This is a genomic window from Streptomyces sp. GDS52 (assembly GCF_052246875.1).
In the GTDB taxonomy this organism is placed as follows: Bacteria; Actinomycetota; Actinomycetes; order Streptomycetales; family Streptomycetaceae; genus Streptomyces; species Streptomyces cathayae.
In genome coordinates this window covers 42,466-61,381 of sequence record NZ_CM125966.1, presented here as the reverse complement: position 1 = coordinate 61,381, position 18,916 = coordinate 42,466, and the positions used below count along the sequence as shown (strand labels likewise).

15 protein-coding genes and 1 pseudogene are annotated in these 18,916 nt (G+C 72.7%); 8 read left to right on the top strand and 8 right to left on the bottom strand.

Annotated elements, in window-relative coordinates; translation table 11 throughout:
• Positions 1-134 precede the first annotated feature (134 nt).
• The 4 genes and pseudogenes from ACTWJ9_RS00285 to ACTWJ9_RS00270 form a co-directional block, all read right to left on the bottom strand.
• Positions 135-1,628 carry a DUF6056 family protein gene (locus tag ACTWJ9_RS00285; RefSeq protein WP_387038590.1) on the bottom strand — a complete coding sequence of 498 codons (1,494 nt, stop codon included), beginning with the start codon at positions 1,626-1,628 and terminating at the stop codon, positions 135-137.
• A gap of 1,715 nt (positions 1,629-3,343) precedes the next feature.
• Positions 3,344-3,790: a nitroreductase family deazaflavin-dependent oxidoreductase gene (locus tag ACTWJ9_RS00280; RefSeq protein WP_279331961.1), complete on the bottom strand. Its 447-nt coding sequence runs from the start codon at positions 3,788-3,790 to the stop codon at positions 3,344-3,346.
• A 215-nt stretch (positions 3,791-4,005) separates the two neighbouring features.
• On the bottom strand, positions 4,006-4,224 hold the full coding sequence (locus ACTWJ9_RS00275; protein WP_341483650.1) for a hypothetical protein: 219 nt from the start codon (positions 4,222-4,224) through the stop codon (positions 4,006-4,008).
• Positions 4,223-4,324 (bottom strand): annotated as a pseudogene (locus ACTWJ9_RS00270) (IS6 family transposase); the annotation flags it as partial. The gene ACTWJ9_RS00275 and the pseudogene ACTWJ9_RS00270, both read right to left, overlap by 2 nt.
• Before the next feature lie 170 nt (positions 4,325-4,494).
• Here ACTWJ9_RS00270 and ACTWJ9_RS00265 point away from each other — a divergent pair.
• From ACTWJ9_RS00265 to ACTWJ9_RS00255, 3 genes are all read left to right on the top strand, one after another.
• Positions 4,495-4,710 carry an NAD(P)-binding domain-containing protein gene (locus ACTWJ9_RS00265; protein ID WP_423836063.1) on the top strand — a complete coding sequence of 72 codons (216 nt, stop codon included), beginning with the start codon at positions 4,495-4,497 and terminating at the stop codon, positions 4,708-4,710.
• Positions 4,711-4,857: 147 nt separating this feature from the next.
• Entirely contained in the window at positions 4,858-5,850 is a 993-nt protein-coding gene (locus ACTWJ9_RS00260; RefSeq protein ID WP_279331959.1) for an LLM class flavin-dependent oxidoreductase, read from the top strand.
• A gap of 451 nt (positions 5,851-6,301) precedes the next feature.
• On the top strand, positions 6,302-6,649 hold the full coding sequence (locus ACTWJ9_RS00255) for a hypothetical protein (RefSeq protein WP_279331958.1): 348 nt from the start codon (positions 6,302-6,304) through the stop codon (positions 6,647-6,649).
• Here ACTWJ9_RS00255 and ACTWJ9_RS00250 read toward each other — a convergent pair.
• On the bottom strand, positions 6,613-7,740 hold the full coding sequence (locus ACTWJ9_RS00250) for an amidase family protein (RefSeq protein ID WP_443295934.1): 1,128 nt from the start codon (positions 7,738-7,740) through the stop codon (positions 6,613-6,615). The two genes, ACTWJ9_RS00255 and ACTWJ9_RS00250, sit on opposite strands and share 37 nt — an antisense overlap.
• A gap of 466 nt (positions 7,741-8,206) precedes the next feature.
• Between ACTWJ9_RS00250 and ACTWJ9_RS00245 the strand changes: the two genes are divergently transcribed.
• The 4 genes from ACTWJ9_RS00245 to ACTWJ9_RS00230 all read left to right on the top strand — a co-directional run bounded on the left by ACTWJ9_RS00245 (position 8,207) and on the right by ACTWJ9_RS00230 (position 12,175).
• On the top strand, positions 8,207-10,369 hold the full coding sequence (locus ACTWJ9_RS00245) for a hypothetical protein (protein ID WP_443295012.1): 2,163 nt from the start codon (positions 8,207-8,209) through the stop codon (positions 10,367-10,369).
• 124 nt (positions 10,370-10,493) lie between these two features.
• Positions 10,494-10,733, top strand: a complete 240-nt coding sequence (locus ACTWJ9_RS00240) for a hypothetical protein (protein WP_279331955.1) — start codon at positions 10,494-10,496, stop codon at positions 10,731-10,733.
• Positions 10,733-11,110 (top strand): fic family toxin-antitoxin system, toxin component, encoded by a 378-nt coding sequence (locus ACTWJ9_RS00235; RefSeq protein ID WP_279331954.1) that lies wholly within the window; start codon positions 10,733-10,735, stop codon positions 11,108-11,110. The genes ACTWJ9_RS00240 and ACTWJ9_RS00235 overlap by 1 nt, the downstream gene beginning before the upstream one ends.
• A 195-nt stretch (positions 11,111-11,305) precedes the next feature.
• Entirely contained in the window at positions 11,306-12,175 is an 870-nt protein-coding gene (locus ACTWJ9_RS00230) for a hypothetical protein (protein ID WP_387039356.1), read from the top strand.
• Here the strand turns inward: ACTWJ9_RS00230 and ACTWJ9_RS00225 are convergent.
• A complete protein-coding gene (locus ACTWJ9_RS00225; protein ID WP_279331952.1) occupies positions 12,079-13,104 on the bottom strand; it encodes a glutathione S-transferase family protein in 1,026 nt (341 codons plus the stop codon). The two genes, ACTWJ9_RS00230 and ACTWJ9_RS00225, sit on opposite strands and share 97 nt — an antisense overlap.
• A gap of 299 nt (positions 13,105-13,403) precedes the next feature.
• Between ACTWJ9_RS00225 and ACTWJ9_RS00220 the strand changes: the two genes are divergently transcribed.
• A complete protein-coding gene (locus tag ACTWJ9_RS00220; protein ID WP_443295011.1) occupies positions 13,404-14,033 on the top strand; it encodes a hypothetical protein in 630 nt (209 codons plus the stop codon).
• 202 nt (positions 14,034-14,235) lie between these two features.
• On the opposite strand, the gene ACTWJ9_RS00215 is transcribed toward ACTWJ9_RS00220, so the two are convergent.
• Both ACTWJ9_RS00215 and ACTWJ9_RS00210 read right to left on the bottom strand, forming a co-directional pair.
• A complete protein-coding gene (locus ACTWJ9_RS00215) occupies positions 14,236-17,127 on the bottom strand; it encodes a poly(A) polymerase (protein WP_279331949.1) in 2,892 nt (963 codons plus the stop codon).
• The gene (locus ACTWJ9_RS00210) at positions 17,127-18,866 is read right to left on the bottom strand and encodes an RNA ligase family protein (protein WP_443295010.1); all 1,740 of its coding nucleotides are present in this window, start codon (positions 18,864-18,866) and stop codon (positions 17,127-17,129) included. The genes ACTWJ9_RS00215 and ACTWJ9_RS00210 overlap by 1 nt, the downstream gene beginning before the upstream one ends.
• Between the last annotated feature and the right edge of the window lie 50 nt (positions 18,867-18,916).

Genomic DNA, 18,916 nt, shown 5'->3' with positions numbered 1-18,916 from the left:
GGCTGCTCCTGACCTGCCCCGGACAGCCGCCTGGGCCGGGGCGACCGGGCGGTCCCTGTCGCTCGCCTTCCGCTTCACGGTACTCCGCTCCGGTTCGGTCCGTGCTCCCCGCGGGGCTGTGGCCGAGGAAGGCGTCACTGCCAGGGGAACACCCGTGCGGGGGTGATGCGATCCAGGTGGTAGTACCTCGCCACACAGCGGCTGGGCCAGCCCCCGTCCAAGGGCTCCGTCATCTTGCTGATCGGTGTGGGCCGGTACGGCAGTTCCCGGGCACCACGCTCCGCCTGGGTGCGGAGCCACTGGTCCTGGCGGTCCCATTGATGTGCTCGCATCCGCATGGTGTGTTCAAGCTGGTGGAGGGAGAGAGCGGACACGACGCACACCAGGCCGCAGACGGCCGTGCCGGCCACCACCAGAGCCACGGGGTGCAGGGTACGTCGTCGCAGTCGGTGCCCCAGGAGCACGCCGATGCCGAGGAGCAGCAGGATGTAGAGGAACCGGAAGTCGTTCCACAACCGGGTGGAGGTCGCCACTGCCGGGCCGAAGACGGGATAGGCGGCGAGGGTGCAGAGGTAGCCGGAGAGCAGGAACGCGAGGATGGCGGCGTTCGTCAGCAAGAGGTGTTTCACCAACGGGGCTGTGCCGCTGCCCGCCCTCGTGGCGAGCGCGCCCAGCAGGACGCCGACCGCGACCGCCCCCGCGTACGGCCAGGTGGTGAGGAGGGTTTCGAGGATTCGGACGAAGCCCTTGGCGGCCCCAATCAGGGATTCGGGAGCGAGTAGGGACGCCATCCCCGCATCGCGACCATGCCGTCGGTTGCGTGACCCCGGAGACGTGACGAGCACCAAGGTACCGATCACCGTTCCCGCGGTTCCCACGAGACACCAGAGCCGTACGTAGCTTCGCCGGGGTCCGGGGACGATCCAGCGGCCGAGGAGCAGCACGCCGCTCAGGAGGACCAGCACGCAGACGGAGCTCTGCTCCGAGAGGGTGCCGATGAAGACGCCGGTCAGGAAGACGACGAGCAGCGCAGTGATCTTCGTCGTGCGTGATCGCGCTCGGAGCAACGGGATCACCGCCGCGCCGGCCAGCACGGGTGCCAGGGTGTGCGAGACCGAGGCCGCCGGCCAATAGAAGGTCTTGTAGGTGTTGGGGGACGCGAAGAGGAAGAGGACCGTCACCATGGACGCCACCAGGAGCGGCACCCCCCGTGGCACAGTCACGCCGGCCCGGCGCACGGCCGCGAGGGTCACGGCCCACAGGACGCCCACCACCACGAGGCCGCTGATCAGCGCGAACCACTGGTGTCCGGGAACACCGAAACGCGCGTAGGCCCAGACCAGCAGGGCATTCGCGACCCGCCCGTTGTCATGGACGTAGAACTTTTCGAGCATGCCGGTGAGACCGCCGTCGCGCACCACGGGCAAAAAGCACCACTCATCCCCACTGGGCCGGACCCAGCGCCCGAACCACATGGCCGCGGCGAGCAGCCCGAGAGGCACCAGGGAGAAAACCGCAGCCCAGTGCTGCGCCCACGGTCGTTCGGGTCGGGTGCGTTGTCTCCGGGTGGGCTCACCGGCCTTGTTCGACTGCTCGGGGTCCGTGGTTCCGGGCCCGTCGAAGACCATGCGTGGTACTGCCTTTCATCGATCGGTCGGGCAAACCGACCACCGTCCGGGGTGACGGCGGTCCTCAGGCGGCGTCGGACTCGTCCGCACGCTGTCCGAAATCGTCCGGCACCTGTCGTGCGACGCCGTCTTGGAGGTGATGGCCCACCGGGTGAGCAGGAGGACAACGGTGTGACGAGGGTTCCCGCAGCCAGGGCGGCAATATTCTTGTCCGTGCCCAAATGGTCGACGGCGAAGTGGAGCAGTCCACCGGCGGCCGAGAGGCCGGCGCCGCTGCGACAGCGGGTAACGGACGAACGCCTGCCAGGTCGGTTCGGTCCGGCAGGTGAGGCAGGTGAGACAGGTGTTGAGGAGGAACGATCCCAGCACGCTCACCGCCTGCCCAGGCGCATGGGCCGCTGGACGGGGCCCATCTGTTCAGCGACATGTACACCGCCGGACAGGCGACCGCACTGAGCCTCCGCCAACTTGAAATCGCAGGTCAAAGGGCTGGTATGAGCGTCTTCCGGGGCGCTCACGCTGGTCGTGGGCGACGGTCTGAGATGTAGATCGTTTGTCGGTGGTTGACTTCGAGATTCGTCAGAACGAGCAGGGCGCGCAGGAGGTGGGTGGCGCCGGGCGGGCTGAGTGCGTGGGCACTGCTCCCCGCCCACCGCAGCAGCCCCGCCGGCAAGAGCGCCCCGACGACCGCGGGCGCGAGCGCACGTCGATACGTCATCGTCCTTTTCCCCGCCCGCCCGCATGCGCGGGCTCCCATCGGACGCCCGCCGACACGTGCGGGCTTCCCTCCACCTGCTCAACGGGTGCATGGCAAAAGCGTCAGATGTGTCAGGCATCCAGAGCGCGGTGCACGCCGGGACCGGGTCGAGGGCGCTCCGTGTCCGGGCCCTGCGCGGCCAGGGGCAGCCCCAGCCTTCCCATGCTTTCTGCGGCGCCACCGAGCGCGGCCCTCATCCAAACACCGGCACGGCTGGTTGCGGCGCCCACCCGCTACGCCCGCGACGATGAGTTCGGTCGCTGAGCGCAGCAGGACTGTGGGGCGAGCAGCTCCGTGCGATCGCCACGCGGCTCGACAGGCCGACCGACCGCCACCATGCCGGAGCTGTTCCAGCTTCTTGATCCTATGGCTCCACGAGCCCGCCCTGTGGTCATTTGCCAGACGGGCTCCAGCCAGTCGTAGGGCTCCTGTGGTTCTTGAGGTGGGGATGCCGAGGTCGACGACGGGGCGTCGGGTGCGACGGTGGGTGTCGTCGCGCTTGGCGTCGAGGAGTCGGAGGGTGAGGTCGAGCCCTTCGATCTCACCGGCCCAGCCTTCGGCTTGGGCGCGGGCTCTGCCGGATCGGTCGGTCGGCTTCGACGGGATCGAGGACCTTGTGCCGGAACTCGGCCGGGTAACTGCGGGGCACAGAAGCCTCCCTGAATGTCCGGGCACCATCTGTCCAGCAACTGGCCTGGACCGCGAGCGGGTGGAGGAAGCCGCCGTCCGCTCGAACGGTCCATCGGCGGCGCGGTCCCCGAGGCGGCGCAGGTCCTCCTCGACGTCACCGACCGGAACGCCCCGGAGGCGCGGGAGGCAGGGGAGAGCCCGCCGCGAGGGGGAGCGCGGCGGAGCCTGAGGCACGCGCGCCCAGCCGCCGGTGGTTGTTCATGCGCACCGGGCCGAAGAAAGTGTCTCCGGTGCGCGCGAGCGCCCCGCCGGCCGGGTCACCGTCGCTTCACTCCTCCCTCGCCTCCAGCACGAACACGGGGATCTCCCGGTCCGTTTTCTCCTGGTACTCGGCGTAGGGAGGGAAAGCCGCGACGGCTCGCTCCCACCAGTCGGTCTTCTCCGCCCCGGTCACCTCGCGAGCTGTCATGTCCTGCCGCACCGGTCCGTCCCGGAGTTCGACCTGCGGATGGGCCTTGAGATTGTGGTACCAGACCGGGTGCCTGGGCGCTCCGCCCAGTGAGGCCACCACCGCATAGCGCCCCTCGTGCTCGACCCGCATCAGCGGGGACTTGCGCAGCTTGCCGCTTCTGGCGCCCCGGCTGGTCAGCAGGACTACGGGCAGGCCGGTGTCCCGCAGAGTCGTTCCCTGCGTTCCGCCGGAGTTCTCGTACAGCTCCACCTGCTCGCGCACCCACTGTGTCGGACTGGGTTCGTACTCGCCCTCGAGAGGCATGGCATCCGTCCCATCGTCGTCGCGTTCCGCGGCTGACTCGGTTTCCCGTGCACCACCGAAGCGCACGGGACGCATCCGCTCCGGGACCAGTCTCGGTCGCACCGGCGCAGGACCCCGGTCGTCACGGCGCCGTCGGCGTGTCCACGGCACCGTGATGCGCGCCCGCACCGTCGGGTGCTGTCACGTTGTTGGGTTCGCAGGTGCCTGACGGTGTGTCATGGCATGGTGGGGCCCGCGGTACGGGCCTGGGTCCAGGCCGTGGCGGGCCGGCCGACAGTGCTGGTGATCTGGCCCCGGATGGCGAAGCGGTGGCGCATCTCGGTGCGGTAGCCGGTAGCGGTCATCCGGTGGCGGCGGGGCCGGAAGCGCGGTGAGACCTGGCCGAACGCGGACGGGGATTTCTGGGTTCTGCCGACTGCGCGGAAGCCCTTCATCGGGGAACGACAACGGGAAGCGGACGTACAGCCACACGCAGGGGGAGATGACCTCGGCCGGGTACCGGTGCCCCCGGTACGGCGGCGACGCGCTCCCCACGGTGGAGTGGACCACCCTCCGCTTCCTCCGGCAACGGACTGCCACCCACCTCGAGGACCTGCGGAGTGCGCTCGCGGCCCTGCCCGCGCGCCTCGCCGCCTCCGTTGGAGACCGGTGAACCGCGGAAGGACAGACACGCAACTCGGCGTCATCGGCGCAGGGTGATCGGGATGACGCCGACGCGCACATCCGGCGCCGGTGGACACGCGAGGTGCATGTGGCGAACTCCCGGGACCCTGAGACCGGCGGCGCCGCCGTGCGGGAATTCGGGGCGCGCGGCGACCGCGGAGGACGCCGTCCGGGGCAAGGACGTCGTCATCCTGTCCGTCCCCTTCGAGCGCATCCCGGACGTGACCGTCCCCTTTCCGCCACCGTCCCCGCGGTAGCGACCGGCTTACCGCTCGATGCCCCCGGCGGGCCGGTGGACAGGGGCGCCGAAATATCCCGGGCCTCGTCAGTGTTCCCGGATACGGGCACGGTCGGCGTGCCCGCGCCGCGTACCGGTGTCTGTCCCTCCGAGAGGTCTGCTACCCGTGACTGTCCCGCTCTCCATTCTCGACCTGGCGCAGATCGGCGAGGGCGAAACCGCCGCTGACAGTTTCCAGGCCAGCGTGACCATGGCCCAGCACGCCGAGGAGTGGGGCTACCGGCGGATCTGGTACGCGGAACACCACAACATGCCGACCATCGCGTCCTCGGCGACCAGCGTGCTCATCGCGCACATCGCCGCGCATACGCGGACCATCCGCCTCGGCGCCGGCGGCATCATGCTGCCCAATCACGCACCGCTGCCGATCGCCGAACAGTTCGGAACCCTGGCGACGCTGCATCCCGGCCGCATCGACCTGGGCCTGGGCCGGGCGCCGGGCAGCGACCAGCAGACGATGCGTGCGCTGCGCCGAGACCCCGGGTCGGCGGACACCTTCCCGCAGGACGTGCTGGAGCTGCAGGGCTACCTGGCAGGTGAGTCCCGCATCCCAGGTGTCGACGCCACACCGGGCAAGGGCACCGACGTGCCGTTGTACATTCTCGGTTCGTCCCTGTTCGGTGCGAAGCTCGCCGCCGTACTCGGGCTTCCGTACTCCTTCGCCTCCCACTTCGCCCCGGACGCACTGCGGGACGCCGTCGCCCTCTACCGGCGCGAATTCCAGCCGTCGGCGCAACTGGACAAGCCGTACGTCATCGCCGGCGTCAACGTCATCGCGGCGGACACGACGGAAGACGCCCAGGAACATCTCCACGCCACGAAGCGCCACCGCGTGACCCAGATGCTCGGGCGAGGCGGCCGGACGTTCACGCCGGAGGAGGCGGACATGATCCTCGAGACCCCCGCCGGACAGCAGGTTCTGCACATGTTCCAGTACACCGCCGTCGGCAACCCCGCCGAGGTCAGGGATTACCTGGACCGCTTCACCGAGCTCGCCCAGGCGGACGAGCTGATCATCGTGTCCTCGGCCATCGACAGGAAGGCATGGCTGAGGTCGCTGGAGTTGCTGGCGGAAATCAGCGGACAGGCATCCGCCTGACGGGCCGGGGGGAGGCTGTCGAAAAACAACTCCTCGGTTCCGGGCACGGGTTCATCGGCCCAGCGTGTGGTCGGCGATGGCGGCGAGTCGGTCGGCCGTGGTCACGGTGATGGCGCCGGCGGGAATGGTGCGGTCGAGGAGCTGAAGGACTCGGGTGGCCTCGCGGACGGCGCCCCGATCGGCGCCCCGGAGGTTCCCAGGAGTGCCGCGAGTGGCGGTTGGGGAACATCCCAGCGGGTCTGCGGGTCTGCGGGGCTTGAGGACGCCGAAGTTTCCCCGACCCACGGCAGGGGCAACGAGTCAGACGCGAGCCTGACACCTGGACCTGCGCTTGCCGGTGACCTCATCCGCGCTGGTCGGAGTGGGTGTGGGGGTGTACGGGGTGTCGAGCGCGGTCGGTCGGGTCTGCGCCGTCGCGCGGCTGTCGACCGACGCGACAGGATGACCAACCGTGCTGCTGCGACCGGCCCACCTGGGCAGGGCGAACGCGTTCGCCCTGCTGCGCCTGCTGCCGATGAGCGATCGGGACACGGACGTGGAGCTCCTCACCCTGCGCCACCGGCTGTCGGTGCCGGAGCGCCAACTCGGTGAGGAGAAGGTGGGGTTCAGCCCGAGCGACCGGGCGTTCCCGGTGGCGCTGCCGTACCGGCTGCCGGGCCGGACGGATGACGTTCTCGGCAAGGACGACGTTGCTGGCCGAGGTGGTCGTCGGGGCAGCACTTCCCGCCTCCGGCAGGGAGGCGGGCAGGGGGCAGGACGGGGTCAGGACGGTGCCAGAGCCGCGGAGTCGGCGGTGTGATCGGCGAGTGCGGCGGTCAGGGCGCGATCGCTTCCGGCGGTCGCGACGAGACTGAGCCCGACGGGGCCGGCCGGGCTCTGCACTCCGGGCAGGGTCAGGACCGGCAGGCCCGCCACGCTTGCAGCGCAGATCAGCTGCACGGTCGCGGTACGCAGTGCCATGCCGGTGACGGCCGGGCCGGGCGGGGGAGCCGCCGTCGGGGCCGCCGGCTGTACGAGCGCGGTTCCGGGCGGGATCAGTTCGGCGAGTGTGCTCCGTGCCTGGCTCACGGTGTCCCGGGCCCACGCGAGGTATTCGGCCGGCATGCCCTCGCCCGCAGCGATGGCGTCTGCGACGAGGGGCGAGACGGCCTCGCGGTGCGCCTGCAGCCAGCTGCCGTGCAGCTGCCACATCTCCACGGCCTGGAGGACACCCAGCGCCTCCGCCCACTCCTCGAGATGTGCGGCGCAGGTGCTGCTCCTCGGCTGCAGCGGGACGGCCAGCCGGTCCGCCCACGCGTGGGCCGCGTCGTGCAGCGGCAGACGCAGTGCCGGGTCCACCAGGTCGAACAGGTCCGTGGCCAGGAGCAGCCGTTTGATCGGCTGAGCGGGTCGCCGCGGAAGGAGCACGTCGGACACCCGGCTGAGCAGTTGCGGTGTTCGGGTGATCCAGCTCACGGTGTCGAACGAGGGTGCGAGACCGATCTGGCCGGTGTCCGGGACCAGACCGTGTGACGGCCGCAGGCTGTACAGCCCGCAGTAGGAGGTCGGCACCCGCACCGAGCCCGCCGTGTCGGTGCCCAGACCGATGTCGGCCAGCCCCAGGGCGACGGCGCTGGCCGAGCCGCTCGAGGACCCTCCGGGGACCCGCCCGGGCGCCGCGGGATTCGGTGGCATCCCGTAGTGCGTGTTGAGCCCGGACAGGCCGTAGGCCAGCTCGTCGGTCCGTGCGATACCGGTGACGTCCGCCCCTGCCTGCAGCAGGGCCTGGACGGCCGCGGCGTGGGCGGACTCGATCGGCGCCTCGCGCAGCCATGCCGGATTTCCCGCCCCGATCGCATGGCCGGCGACGGCGAAGAGGTCCTTCACCGCTACCCGGGAGCCGGACAACACGCCCCCCGTGGGCGCCGCGACCAGCGGATCACCGACAACACGCCAGACCGACGGGTCGATCTCCCCTGGAGCCGGGACGTCATCGCGGGGAGCGCTTGTGGTTCCACCGCTGTCGTGGCGTGGCGGGACCAGGAGCGGCACGTCGGCAACGGCAGGACCCGGCTGCTGGGCAGGCATGAGTGACCTCTACGTGATCGGGAGGCAAGTACGTACAACAGTTTGTACAGGATGGCCCCCGCCTGCGGCTCTTGCCGGTCGGGTCCAGGCTCATCAGCGCCACCACGCGAATCCCGCCCCGACCCGCCCCACCTCGCCCGCCCCTGCCGGTTCCGTCCCCCGACCGGCCCCGTCGCCGCTCCGCCCGGTGTGCCGGGGAGCGGGCCGCACAGACGTATCACTCGCTCGATCGGGCTAACCCCGGGCCCGGAAGGATCACCGGGGCCGCCCGCACTCATACGCTCCACGAGTGACTCGTACGAACGCCTTGAACACCGGCCGCGACGACTTCCTCAGCTGGGCGACGGGGGAGAGAGGCGTCGCACTGCCGGTGCGCCTCACGGACGCTGTGCTGACGATGCTCGCGCTGCGCGGAGCGGACCGCAGGGCGGGTGTGCCGGAGCCGACCCCCGGCCTGCTGCGGCAGGTGCTGCACGAGGACCTGCCGCAGCTGCTGTGCGCCGGCGACGACGAGCTGGACGCCCTGCCCGGCGTCCTCGGCACCCTCGCCGACCGGGTCCGGGCAGCGGGCCGGCTCAACGCCAAGCGTCACGCGCGCCTGCTCGCCGCCGCCGAGGACGCCGTGCCCGGCTTCCGCCGCGCCATGGCGGACCCGGCGAACCTGACCTGGCACCGCTGGTACGCGTCGCTGCTGACCGCCGACGGGGTCGACCCGGACGACCCCGCCGCCGTGGGGGCCTGGCTCGACGCCCACGAGAACACACCGCACGCCGACCGGCCGGTCCCGCCCGAGCCGCTGCACCGTTCCGACCTCGCGGAACGGACGTTCGCCGTGCGGATCCGTCTCGGCGAGGCGCTGCTCGCCGCGTTCGCCCGCGACACCCGCGAGGCATCACCGGCGGGCCCGCTGCTGCCCACACCGCCGCTGGACGACCGACGCCCCGACGACGCGCTCAGCAGTGAACTGGAGCGCATCGCCGATGCGTTGACCGACCGGTGGACCGCTGCGGGACTCGCCGAGGCGTTCGCCGCCCGGCACGCCGCACTCGCCCCCGCCCCGGAGACGATGCCGCACGTCACGCTCGCCGACCGCATGCTCGACGAACACCTCGACTACTACGGCGACGCGTCCGTCCCGCTGCCGCCCCCGCTGGCCGTCCCGTCGCCCGACGAGATCCGGGACCTGCTGCACGCCGCCCCGCTCCCCGCGGCGCTCGCGGCCGGGACCTTCGACGACGAGCTGCGCGACGTCGCGGAACGCTGCGGCCTGCCCGGCCCCGCCACCGCCGTGTGGGCCGAGGGCACCCCGCAGGAGCTGCTCGAGCTGGCCGCCGACGTCCTGGCCGCCCAGGCCGAACGGCTGCCGCCGGTCACCGGCCCGCAGGAGGCGTACTCGTTCGACGCGGCGCACCTCCTCTACTCGCTGTACGAACGCGGCAGCACCCCCGACTCGGTCGCCCGCAAGATCGCCGACGCGAAGTCCGACGGTCTGCCGCCCGAACTGGAGGACGCTCCGACGCCCGTGTCGCGCAACGCCCCCGACGCCTACGCGCTCCCGTCGCCCGAGGAGCTGTCCGCACTCCTCGGGCTGCCCGCCGTCACGGACGCCGACCGCGCCGAACTCGACGCCCCCGCAGGCGGACTGGCATCGCTCGTGGACCAACTGGCCGCCACCGGCTGCGTCTTCCGTACCGGCGACACCTACGGGCTCACCCCGCTCGGCGCCGCCGTCATGCGCCACGTACTCACCGCCGGCCATGTGGCCGCCCCCGACCAGGAAACCGTGGCGGAGTGGAACGCGGCCGAGACCGTGGCCGCCACCCGCCAGTGGCCCACCCGGATCGCCGCCGCCACGCTTGCCGCGTGGGCCGCGCACCGCGGTGGAACGGACGAGGCATGGGGCGAACTGCTCGACGCCGTCTCCGCGGCCAAGGCCGACGAGGCCGACGCCGCCCGCACGTCCGAGTACTTCGCCCGCCTCGATGTCGCGGCGATCCCCGACACGGTGCTGCGCGCCGCGCTCACCGACCCGGTGACCGGGGCCGCCGCCCGCGGGCTGCTGCTGGCCCGGGGGGAGTCCGTCCCCGAGGACACGGTCCCCCTCACCGCCCGCGCCACGGTGCTCGTCGAAGAGCTGGACCAGCGCTGGACCGACGACATGCTCGGCCATATGAAGCGCCGGCACGCCACGGACGAGACGGTCACCCCGGCCGCGGCCGACACCCCGCCGACGACCCTGCTCCCCGCCTTCGACACGGCCGCCGCCGCCTGGCCCGGCGGCGCCGCAGCCCTCGTCGACGCCCTGGCCGAGGCGGACCCGGGCACGTCGCTGCGCATCCTGGACACCCTGCACGCCCACCACCCGGACCGCACGGTGGCAGACGCGGCGGCCCACGCGAAGAAGACAGCGCAGCGGGCATCGAGCAGCCGGCGGTCGAACGAGCGAACCTGAAACCCCGCCAACCTGTTCTGACCAGCTGATCACCCCCCGGGCAACGGGGGGGGGGACCTCAGGCGGGGCCGCCGCTCCGGCACGATTGCCCGAACGGTGCGGTAACAGCTGTTACCATGCGGGTATGGCAAAGACACAACTGGGTGCCCGTGTGGACGAGGACGTCGCGGAACTCGCCAAGAAACGCGCCGCCGACCTGGGACTGAGCATCGGCGACTACCTCGCCCGGCTGGTACAGGACGACACCAGCGGCCTGCGCGCCCGCGCGGTGGACGCCGCCGCCCGCTTCCTGACCGAACACCAGGCACTCTTCGACGAAGCCGAAGACGCCCGGCACACGTCTCAGGGAGCGCGCGCGGCCTGATGGATCCGTACATCGACGTTCCCTGGGTCCTGCAGGTCGCCGAGGCCGCCGGGGTCAACGATCCGGCCCCCGACGACTACGGCGTCCCGGTCTCGGCGGTCGCCCGCCACCGGGCCGAGCTGTTCGAGCAGGCCGTCTACGACGGCCCTTACGCCAAGGCCGCCGCTCTGGTGCACACGCTGGGCCGGTGCCGCTGGCTGGAGCGCTCCAACCTGGCCGTCGCCGCCGCCACCGGCGTCATGTACCTCGAGGCCGCCGGGATCACCGTCAAGCCCGCCCGCGCGGACGCCGTCGCCCTCAAGGACCTGCTCCTGGACCCGGCCTGCACCGCCGGGAAGATCGCTGCTCTGCTGCGGACCTGGCCCACCACCACCTGATGTCCTGTGCCGTTCGGAAACCCGTCGCCGCTGATCAGGCGGCGTGCCTGTACTCGTTCGTGTGACCGGTCGGGTGCGCGGTCGCACCGGCGATGTGCGGGAAGTCGCATGCGGTGAGGCTCCCGGATGTCCGAGGCCCGGCGTGACCGCGAGATCCGCCTTCACTCGGTCGCGGAGTTCGCGCGGAGGAGGTACGTGCGCGATGGCGGGGCGGTGTTCACCGCGGGGGAGCGCGCGCACTGCCGCTCCCGCGCCGACCCGGACGCGTCCCTGTCGGGGCTGCTGTCGGCCACGGATGCCTTCGTCAAGGCCCTCAGCTCGATGGGAGGGGCACCGCGGTGTACCTTCTTGGAGATCGAGATCGAGATCGAGATCGACCGCGGCCCCGTCGGCCAGCCCCGGCTGCGGCCGCCTGCCCGGGCACTCCCGTGTCCGGCCTCGGCCTGCGCGTCGTGGACGGTCGGGCCGCGTCTGCGCCGACGCGGAGACGGGCCGTGTACAGCGGCGCGGCAGCACCCTGTTCGACGGCTACGACGTGCCACCGACCACCGCACCACCCGGTTCGACACCGGCAACCTGGGCCGGCTGGACGCGGGTCTGCTCCCCCTCGGCGGCCGGCGCTTTGACCGGGTCTCCGCCAACGGCACGAACGTCTTCGCCGCCGACGTGGAACAGGCCGCGGGGGCCGAGGCGGGGGTCGCCGAGTGCGTGGTCCTGCCGTACGGCGCCTCGTTCGCCGTCGTGGTCGTGGCGGAACGGGGCCTGAGCGTCGGCACCGCACGCCTCGCCGCCCGGATCGCCGCGGACTTCGCCGTCGCCCCCGAGACCGTCGTCGAGGTCCCGCACAGCGCCGTCGTCCGCACGGCGAGCGGCAAACCGGCCCGCACGCACATGACGGCCCGGCTCGCAGAAGGGGGCCTGCTCCCGCAGCCGGCGACCGCAGCGGTGGTTCCCCGGCCGAACGCGCGTCAGGGGCGGCCCCGCGGGGCCGTCTCCTCGTCCGCGCGGGCCGGCCCGGGCGGCGTCCCGTCGCCGAACGGCCGGCCGCCCAGCTCCTCGCGGTGATGCGGGGTCGACCAGCCGGACAGATCGGGGCCGAGGGGCACGATGCCGGTCGGGTTGATGCCGGTGTGCACCTGGTAGTAGTGCCGTTTGATGTGGTCGAAGTCGACGGTGTCGCCGAAGCCTGGCGTCTGGTAGAGATCGCGGACGTACGCCCACAGCACCCGGTTCTCCGTCAGCTTCCAGCGGTTGCACTTGAAGTGGCCGTGATAGACGGCGTCGAACCGCACCAGCGTGGTGAACAGCCGGATGTCCGCCTCCGTGATCGTGTCGCCGACGAGGTACCGCTGCCCCGCCAGCCGCCGTGCCAGGAGTTCGAGCCGCCGGAACACGTCCGCGCACGCCCCCTCGTACTCCTGCTGACCGGTGGCGAAGCCCGCCCGGTACACCCCGTTGTTCACATCGTCGAACACCTCCGCCATCACCGTGTCGATCTCGTCGCGCCGCTTCTCGGGATACAGGTCGGGCGCGCCCGCGCGGTGCAGCGCCGTCCACTCGGTGGCGAGGTCGAGAGTGATCTGCTGGTAGTCGTTGGTGACCAGCTGTCCGCCGGCCACCTCCACGATCGCGGGGACACTCACCCCGCCCGGGTAGTCCGTCTCCCGCCGGTCGTACGCCTCGCTCAGGTACCGGATGCCGAGGACCGGATCACGGCCGTCCGGGTCCAGGGTGAAGCGCCAGCTGCGGTGGTCCTGGATCGGGTCGGCGACGGCCAGGGAGAGAGCGTCCTCCAGACCGAGCAGCCGCCGGGACACCAGCGCCCGGCTCGCCCACGGGCAGGCCCGGCTGACGACGAGCCGGTAGCGCCCGGCCTCCACCGGCCACCCGTCCCTGCCGTCCGCGGTGATCCGGTCCGCGAAGTGGGCCCTCGACCGCTTGAACGCCTTTCGGCCGTAGGCGCTGTTGTCGCCGTCCCCCTCGTCGCGGCTCATGATGTCCTCCTCCTGGTCGCTTCGAACCTCGGTGACTGACTCGTTCCCCGTTTTCGACGGTCGGCACGATGTGACCGGGGCCGACCGGGACGACCGGCCGAGCGGAGCTCACGGTCGGACCGTGGGCCGGCAGGCGCCGCCGTCCCCGTACGGAACTCGGGACAGCTCACCCTTCCGCCGCTCGCCGTAGGTCCTCGTGCCCGGTGGCGGGAACCATTCGGCCGAACGGCTCGTCACTGACCACGACCGCCGCCCATGGCGGCGGGGACACCGTGAACGAAGCGACGACGGGGGATTTCATGAAGCGCGGATCTGTGGCGAGAGCGGGCCTGACGGCCGTGGCGGTGGTGGCGATGCTGACGGTCAGCGGCTGCCGGGAGGAGTACACGGGCCTCCCCGATCCCGACGCTCCCCCGAGCGGTCAGGTGTCCCAGCCCGCGTCGCCGACGCCTTCGGCGGAGCAAGGCGGTCCGCGGACCCTGGTGGACGCCCCCCGGGCGGGCGGCCTGGACAAGCTGGGGGGAGACCGGGCCCTGACGGACACCCCGGTCGACCCGGGCGAGATGCGGGACGGCATGACGCTGGTCATCGGCAACTACGGGGACCCGGGCGGGCAGGGCGCGCCGGTGCTGTTCGAGGGCGTCGACCACGTACCCGAGGACCCCGGCAAGCGCCGGGAGCACCTGTTCCGGGGCATGATCGAGTACATCCAGTGGGACCCGGAGCTGGGGCAGCCCGAGGCGCAGCCGGTGGAGCCCGGGCCCCTCGGCGGCTCGGTGGAGTGCCTGATCGCCTCGCTGAGCGAGCAGGGCAATGTCATCTGCGGGTGGGCCGACGAGGGCACGGCGGCCGTCGCGCTCTTCGAGGACAGCACGCTCGCCGACGCGGGAAAGCTCTTCGTCGAGATGCGCGGGGACCTGGAGCGCTGACCGACCGACGAGCGGGAACAAGGCCGTAGCGTAGGTCCGGCCGGCGGGCCGGACACCCGGTCCCGGGAACCGCAGGAGTTCCCGGAGTTCCCGGGACCGTGTGACCGCATCGGGGCTCCACGGCCTCCTCGACGCCCCGGCCGAAGCCGGCACCCTCGGGGTCCGGCTCGGGGTGACGTTCCTTGCCGCGTCACCCCTCCGGTCAGCGCAGGGTCGGTACGGTGCCGCACTCCGCCCATGCGACGTCGACCCCGCGGAGATCTCCGCCCCACTCCTCGGAGATCTCCGCGAGCCGGGCGGCGTCGGGCGGGGTGCGGCCGAGGCCGATCGCGTACCGTGCGACCGCCGGCCCGGCCTCGAACGGGCGGGGCCAGGCGTACGCATCCCCCGCTCCGGCGTCCTCCAGAGCGGCGAGCAGCGCTCGCAGGCGCCCCCGGACGCGCCCCAGAGTCTCCTCGAACTCCTCCGCGGGGCCCGGGCGTACGGTCAGGATCGCCCAGGCCGCGTGCCGCCGGTGCAGGGAGGGCGGCGACACCAGCTCGGGCCAGGGGTCCGTGCCCGCATCCGCTGCCGTTTCCAGGATGGTCCAGGCGCGGTAGAGCTCATCGGTCAGCAGGTCCCGGAAGCAGGCGCCGACCTGTGCGGTGCAGTTGCGGACGGGAGCGGTGGGCGTCATGAGGGCCACGGGCGTGTGCGGTCCCGTTCCGGTGGAGGTGAGGCCGACCGGGTCCCGCCAGTCCCAGGCGGCCCAGGTGCCGAAGAAGTGGCGGAGCAGGTCCGAAGCGGCCGGGTCCGTGGCCTCGCACGTCGTACGGGCCGCCAGCACCGACCAGGCCAGGCCCGGCAGTCCACCGAAGGGAGCCGAGTCGAGGCCACGGGCCCAGGCCCACGCCTTCACCTGCCTGGCGAGCCGGGCGAAAGCGGCGTGGCGGTCGCCCACCGCGGCCCGTACGGCGTCCGCGTCGCTCACCGCACTCAGGGCGATCGCCGCCCCCTCGCCCAACTCGGCGCGGCGGCCCACCGCTTCGCCGGGGTCGAGCGCTCCGGTGGCGACGACGACCAGGTCGACGTCCAGATCACCGGTGCGCAGCCGCAGACCCGGCACCCGGGCGCCGGTCACCTGCCGCACCCGGCCGGTGTCCGGCAGCGCGGCGGTCACCCGTGCCCGGACGCCGGCCGGATCGGGGCTGCCCGGCAGTGCCGCGACCAGGTCCAGGTCCGCTCCGGCCAGGGCGCAGCCCATGCGCCGTGAGCCGACGAGGTGGACGACCCCGTCACCCAGCGCCGCGGAGATGCGCTGCGCCGTCCTGCGCGCCAGGGCGGCCCGGGCCTCGCTCTCCGCGGTCGGCTCGGTGGTGGCGGGTGCGGGGGCAGCGGGGCCGGTGGCGGTGAAGCCCGTGGCAGCGGGTCCGGGGGTTTCGGGCAGCCACCGTACGTCGCCCGTTCCGAGGGCGATCGTGGCGCGTGGACGCATCGGTTCGTCGCCCCGGCGGGAGAGCAGGACCAGCTCCTCGACCCGTGCCGCCGGCATGCCGTCGAGCCGGGCGGCGGATGCGGCGGCGAGGCGCTGCGGATCCTTCGTCCGGCCCAGGGTGAGATGGGGGGTGAAGCCCTCGGCGCGCCCGCGGCAGCGCGGAAAGCGCTCCTCCAGAGTGCGGCGCAGTCCTGCCCACGGTGCTTCGCCGGCCGCCGCCGGGTCGAGCCAGACGGTGGCGTCGTCCCGGTGCCCGAAGGTGTGCACCCCGTCCAGCCGGGCGGTGAAGGCCGCCGTGCCGGCCGCCGCTTCGGACAGCAGCAAGGCGGCTTGCTCGAAGTCGGACTCCGGCACGAAACCGAAGAGCAGATTGACGTGCGGCGGCCAGCGGTGGAACTGCGGATCGTGCTCCCGGCGGATGTCCTGGAGGACCGGCCACAGCTCCTGGGGAGGCATCCACGCCAGCGCGGTGCGGGCCGTCGGCCGGGCGTCGAGGACGCCCGTGGGCTCCGTACCGTTCAGCTGGAGGTCCGCCTCCACGCCGTAGTGGTCCGAGACGTAGAGCCCGTCCGTGGTGGGCGCGTCGCCCCGCAGGGACACCCCGGTCGTCCGCAGCCGTTCCGTGCGCAGGAAGATCCGGTCCAGCCGGGAGGCCCGGCCGGACAGCGAGGACACCGCGGCCAGCGGATTGACGCCCGGGTCGAACGTGGGCGTCCGGTCGCCGGGCCCGTGGACCTCCGTCCAGGCGTCCCGCAGCCCGAGCGCGGCGGCCGGTCCGTCGCCGCCGTCGTTGAAGTCACCGACCAGGACCAGATCGCCGTCCACGCCGCCGAGTCCCTCGGCGAGCCGGCCCAGTTCGGCCTGCCGCCGGGCCGGGCCGCCGGGGGAGTGGTCACTGCTCAGATGGGTCGTGGCCACCACCAGCGGACCGGAGCCGGTCTCCACGGTGAGGGCGGTGACGGCCTTGTGCGGTCCGAGTGCGTGCCGCCCCGCCTCCCGTACGGGCAGCCGGCTGAGCAGCAGCAGCCCGCTGTCCTCGACGTCCTTCCCTCCCGGGGCGGTGCCCAGGGTGTAACCGGCGCGGACCCAGGGCGCCCGCAGCAACAGGGCGAACAGAGCGGCTTCGACCTCCTGGAGCGCGATGACGTCCGCGTCGGCCTCCTCCAGGGCCGAGAGCAGCAGGGGGCGGCGCCGGGCGGTGTCGATGCGGTCGCTGTCGTACCGGTCCCACAGCGTGTTCCAGGTGAGGACGCGCAGACTCCCCGCGCCCGGTACGGGTGTCCGGGGTGCGCCGTCCACGGGTCGCCATCCCTCCGCCGGTTCCCACGCGTGGGGCGTCCCGGCGGTGAAGAAGGGCGCTCGCAGCAGGCGCGGGCTGCGCACCCGGCCGGCGTCCGAGGTGTCGATGCGGTCCACACCGGTGGTGCGGTCCCAGACCAGCTCGCCGTCCGCCTCGACGAACAGCACCCGGTGCCAGGGGATGTCGCCGCCGGGTACGAACGAGGGCAGCGGGACCCGCGCGGGGGCGGCACCGCGCTGGATGATCCCCAGCACGAACCGGGCCGGATCGAACCGCGGGTCCCAGCGAACCCGGTGGTAGATCTCGTCGCTCGTACGCATCACGTCTCTCCTCCGTCCACGGTGCCGTCCAACGTGCCTGCGGTGTCGTCGACGGTTCCGCCCGCTCCGAGGTACCAGGTGCGGTGGGCCTCAGCAGGGTAGGGCGGGGTGAACCGGTGCAGCTGCGAGGCGAGCACCGCGGGCGGCACCGGGTGGGCGCGCCCCTTGTTGCGCCGTACCAATTCTTCCTCGTCGACCAGCGCGACCACGTGGGTGACCAGGGCGTCGCGGCGCCGTGCCACCTTGTGCACCAGGGAACGCTGGTGCCGGTTGAGGGACGTGGCGTCCCACACCACGGTCCCGCCGCCGGCCAGCGCCGAGTCGAGCCGGTCCAGTCCCTCCCGCAGCACCTCCCCGTTGGCCCGCTGGTCGCCCCGGGAGCCCCGGGCCCGGCGCAGATCGTCGAGGGAGACGTACGAGCGGGTCCGGGGGAGACCTTCGGCGAAGGTGCTCTTCCCGCTGCCCGACGGCCCGACGAGATGGATCAGCCGGGGAAACGCCCCGGAACGCCACCGCCAGCTCGCCGCCACCGCCTCGTCGACGGTGGAGATCCGCCCCTGGGCGAACGCGTCCCGCGCCTGTGCCCAGCACCGGTCGGCGGCGGTGGAGCCGAGGCCGGCGAGTGCGTCCCGCAGCCCGGCCCGCAGCGGCTCCAGCGGCGATTCGCCGAGCAGCCCGGCCTCCTCGGCGTACAACGCGGACCATTCGACCTGTTCGCGGGCCTCGGCGGTGTGCGCGACCGCCCCCGCGACCGCGTGCAGCACCCCCAGGTCGGCGGCGAGAGCGAAGCGCGCCAGACCGGTCCGGCGGTCGCCGTCCGGGTACGGGCGCCGAAGCCTCGGGGACAGCCCGACCAGGTCTGCGACGCGGCGGGCGCCCGGCATGCCCAGCGGCCCCGCGAGGCGGGGCCCGAGCCACGCCCGGCGCGTGCCGTGGAGCATCGCGGCCAGGACACCCTCCAGCCGTGCGTCCCCGGACCGGCCCAGCGCGTCCAGTCCCGCGGACACCTCGGCGGCGGCGGCCTCGGCGGCGGCCGGATCCTCAGGGGCGACGCCCAGCGCGGCCGACAGGGACGGCACGTCGGCGGCCGCCCCCGAACGCACCGCCCACAGCGCGGCGTCCGGGCCCAGAACGTTCTCCACGACAGCGGCGTGCATCCAGTGCGTACCGGTGCGGACGTGTCTCGCGCGCACCCACTTGGCCACCCGCTGCCCGAACTCCTGCCGGCCGAACCCCTCGGCGGTGCGTACGACGTAGCCCTCCTGGCGCACGGTGTCCAGCCGCAGCGCGCGCAGCGCACGCTCGTCGAAGACACCCCGCCACAGCACCCGCGGCACCGGAACCCCCAGCCGCCGCAGGAACCGGACCGTCCGGTCCCAGTCCAGGCAGCGGTCGCCGCCGTCCCAGACCGAGAACCCGTAGAACCAACTCTCCAGGCCCCCGTAGGCGATCGAGTGCCGCGCGAAGAGGTTCTCGCCGCACACCCGCCAGCCGCTCGGGATCTTCGCGCCGATCCGTCCCTGCAGGCTCTTCACCCAGGCCCGCGAGGGATGGTGCGCGGAATCCAGCGACCGGGCGTGCAGCCCGTCGGCGTAGAGGGTGGTGTTCTCCCCGTCGAGTTTCTCGGTGACCACGACCTCGCGGCCGCGCAGCCCGGACAGATCACCGGCTCGTACGTCGTCCGACGTCGCCCCCGGAGACCACGGGAGATGAGGCGTACGGGGGTAGTGCACACGCATGATCCGCTTTTCGTGACGATGTCGGGTCCGGTCACTGTAGGAGCGTGAGA

Coding starts and splice junctions, on each gene's coding strand:
- ACTWJ9_RS00210 (WP_443295010.1), bottom strand. CDS start 18,866: ATGCGTGTGCACTACCCCCGTACGCCTCATCTCCCGTGGTCTCCGGGG.
- ACTWJ9_RS00215 (WP_279331949.1), bottom strand. CDS start 17,127: ATGCGTACGAGCGACGAGATCTACCACCGGGTTCGCTGGGACCCGCGG.
- ACTWJ9_RS00235 (WP_279331954.1), top strand. CDS start 10,733: ATGGATCCGTACATCGACGTTCCCTGGGTCCTGCAGGTCGCCGAGGCC.
- ACTWJ9_RS00280 (WP_279331961.1), bottom strand. CDS start 3,790: ATGCCTCTCGAGGGCGAGTACGAACCCAGTCCGACACAGTGGGTGCGC.
- ACTWJ9_RS00220 (WP_443295011.1), top strand. CDS start 13,404: ATGAAGCGCGGATCTGTGGCGAGAGCGGGCCTGACGGCCGTGGCGGTG.
- ACTWJ9_RS00225 (WP_279331952.1), bottom strand. CDS start 13,104: ATGAGCCGCGACGAGGGGGACGGCGACAACAGCGCCTACGGCCGAAAG.
- ACTWJ9_RS00285 (WP_387038590.1), bottom strand. CDS start 1,628: ATGGTCTTCGACGGGCCCGGAACCACGGACCCCGAGCAGTCGAACAAG.
- ACTWJ9_RS00275 (WP_341483650.1), bottom strand. CDS start 4,224: ATGAAGGGCTTCCGCGCAGTCGGCAGAACCCAGAAATCCCCGTCCGCG.
- ACTWJ9_RS00265 (WP_423836063.1), top strand. CDS start 4,495: ATGACGCCGACGCGCACATCCGGCGCCGGTGGACACGCGAGGTGCATG.
- ACTWJ9_RS00240 (WP_279331955.1), top strand. CDS start 10,494: ATGGCAAAGACACAACTGGGTGCCCGTGTGGACGAGGACGTCGCGGAA.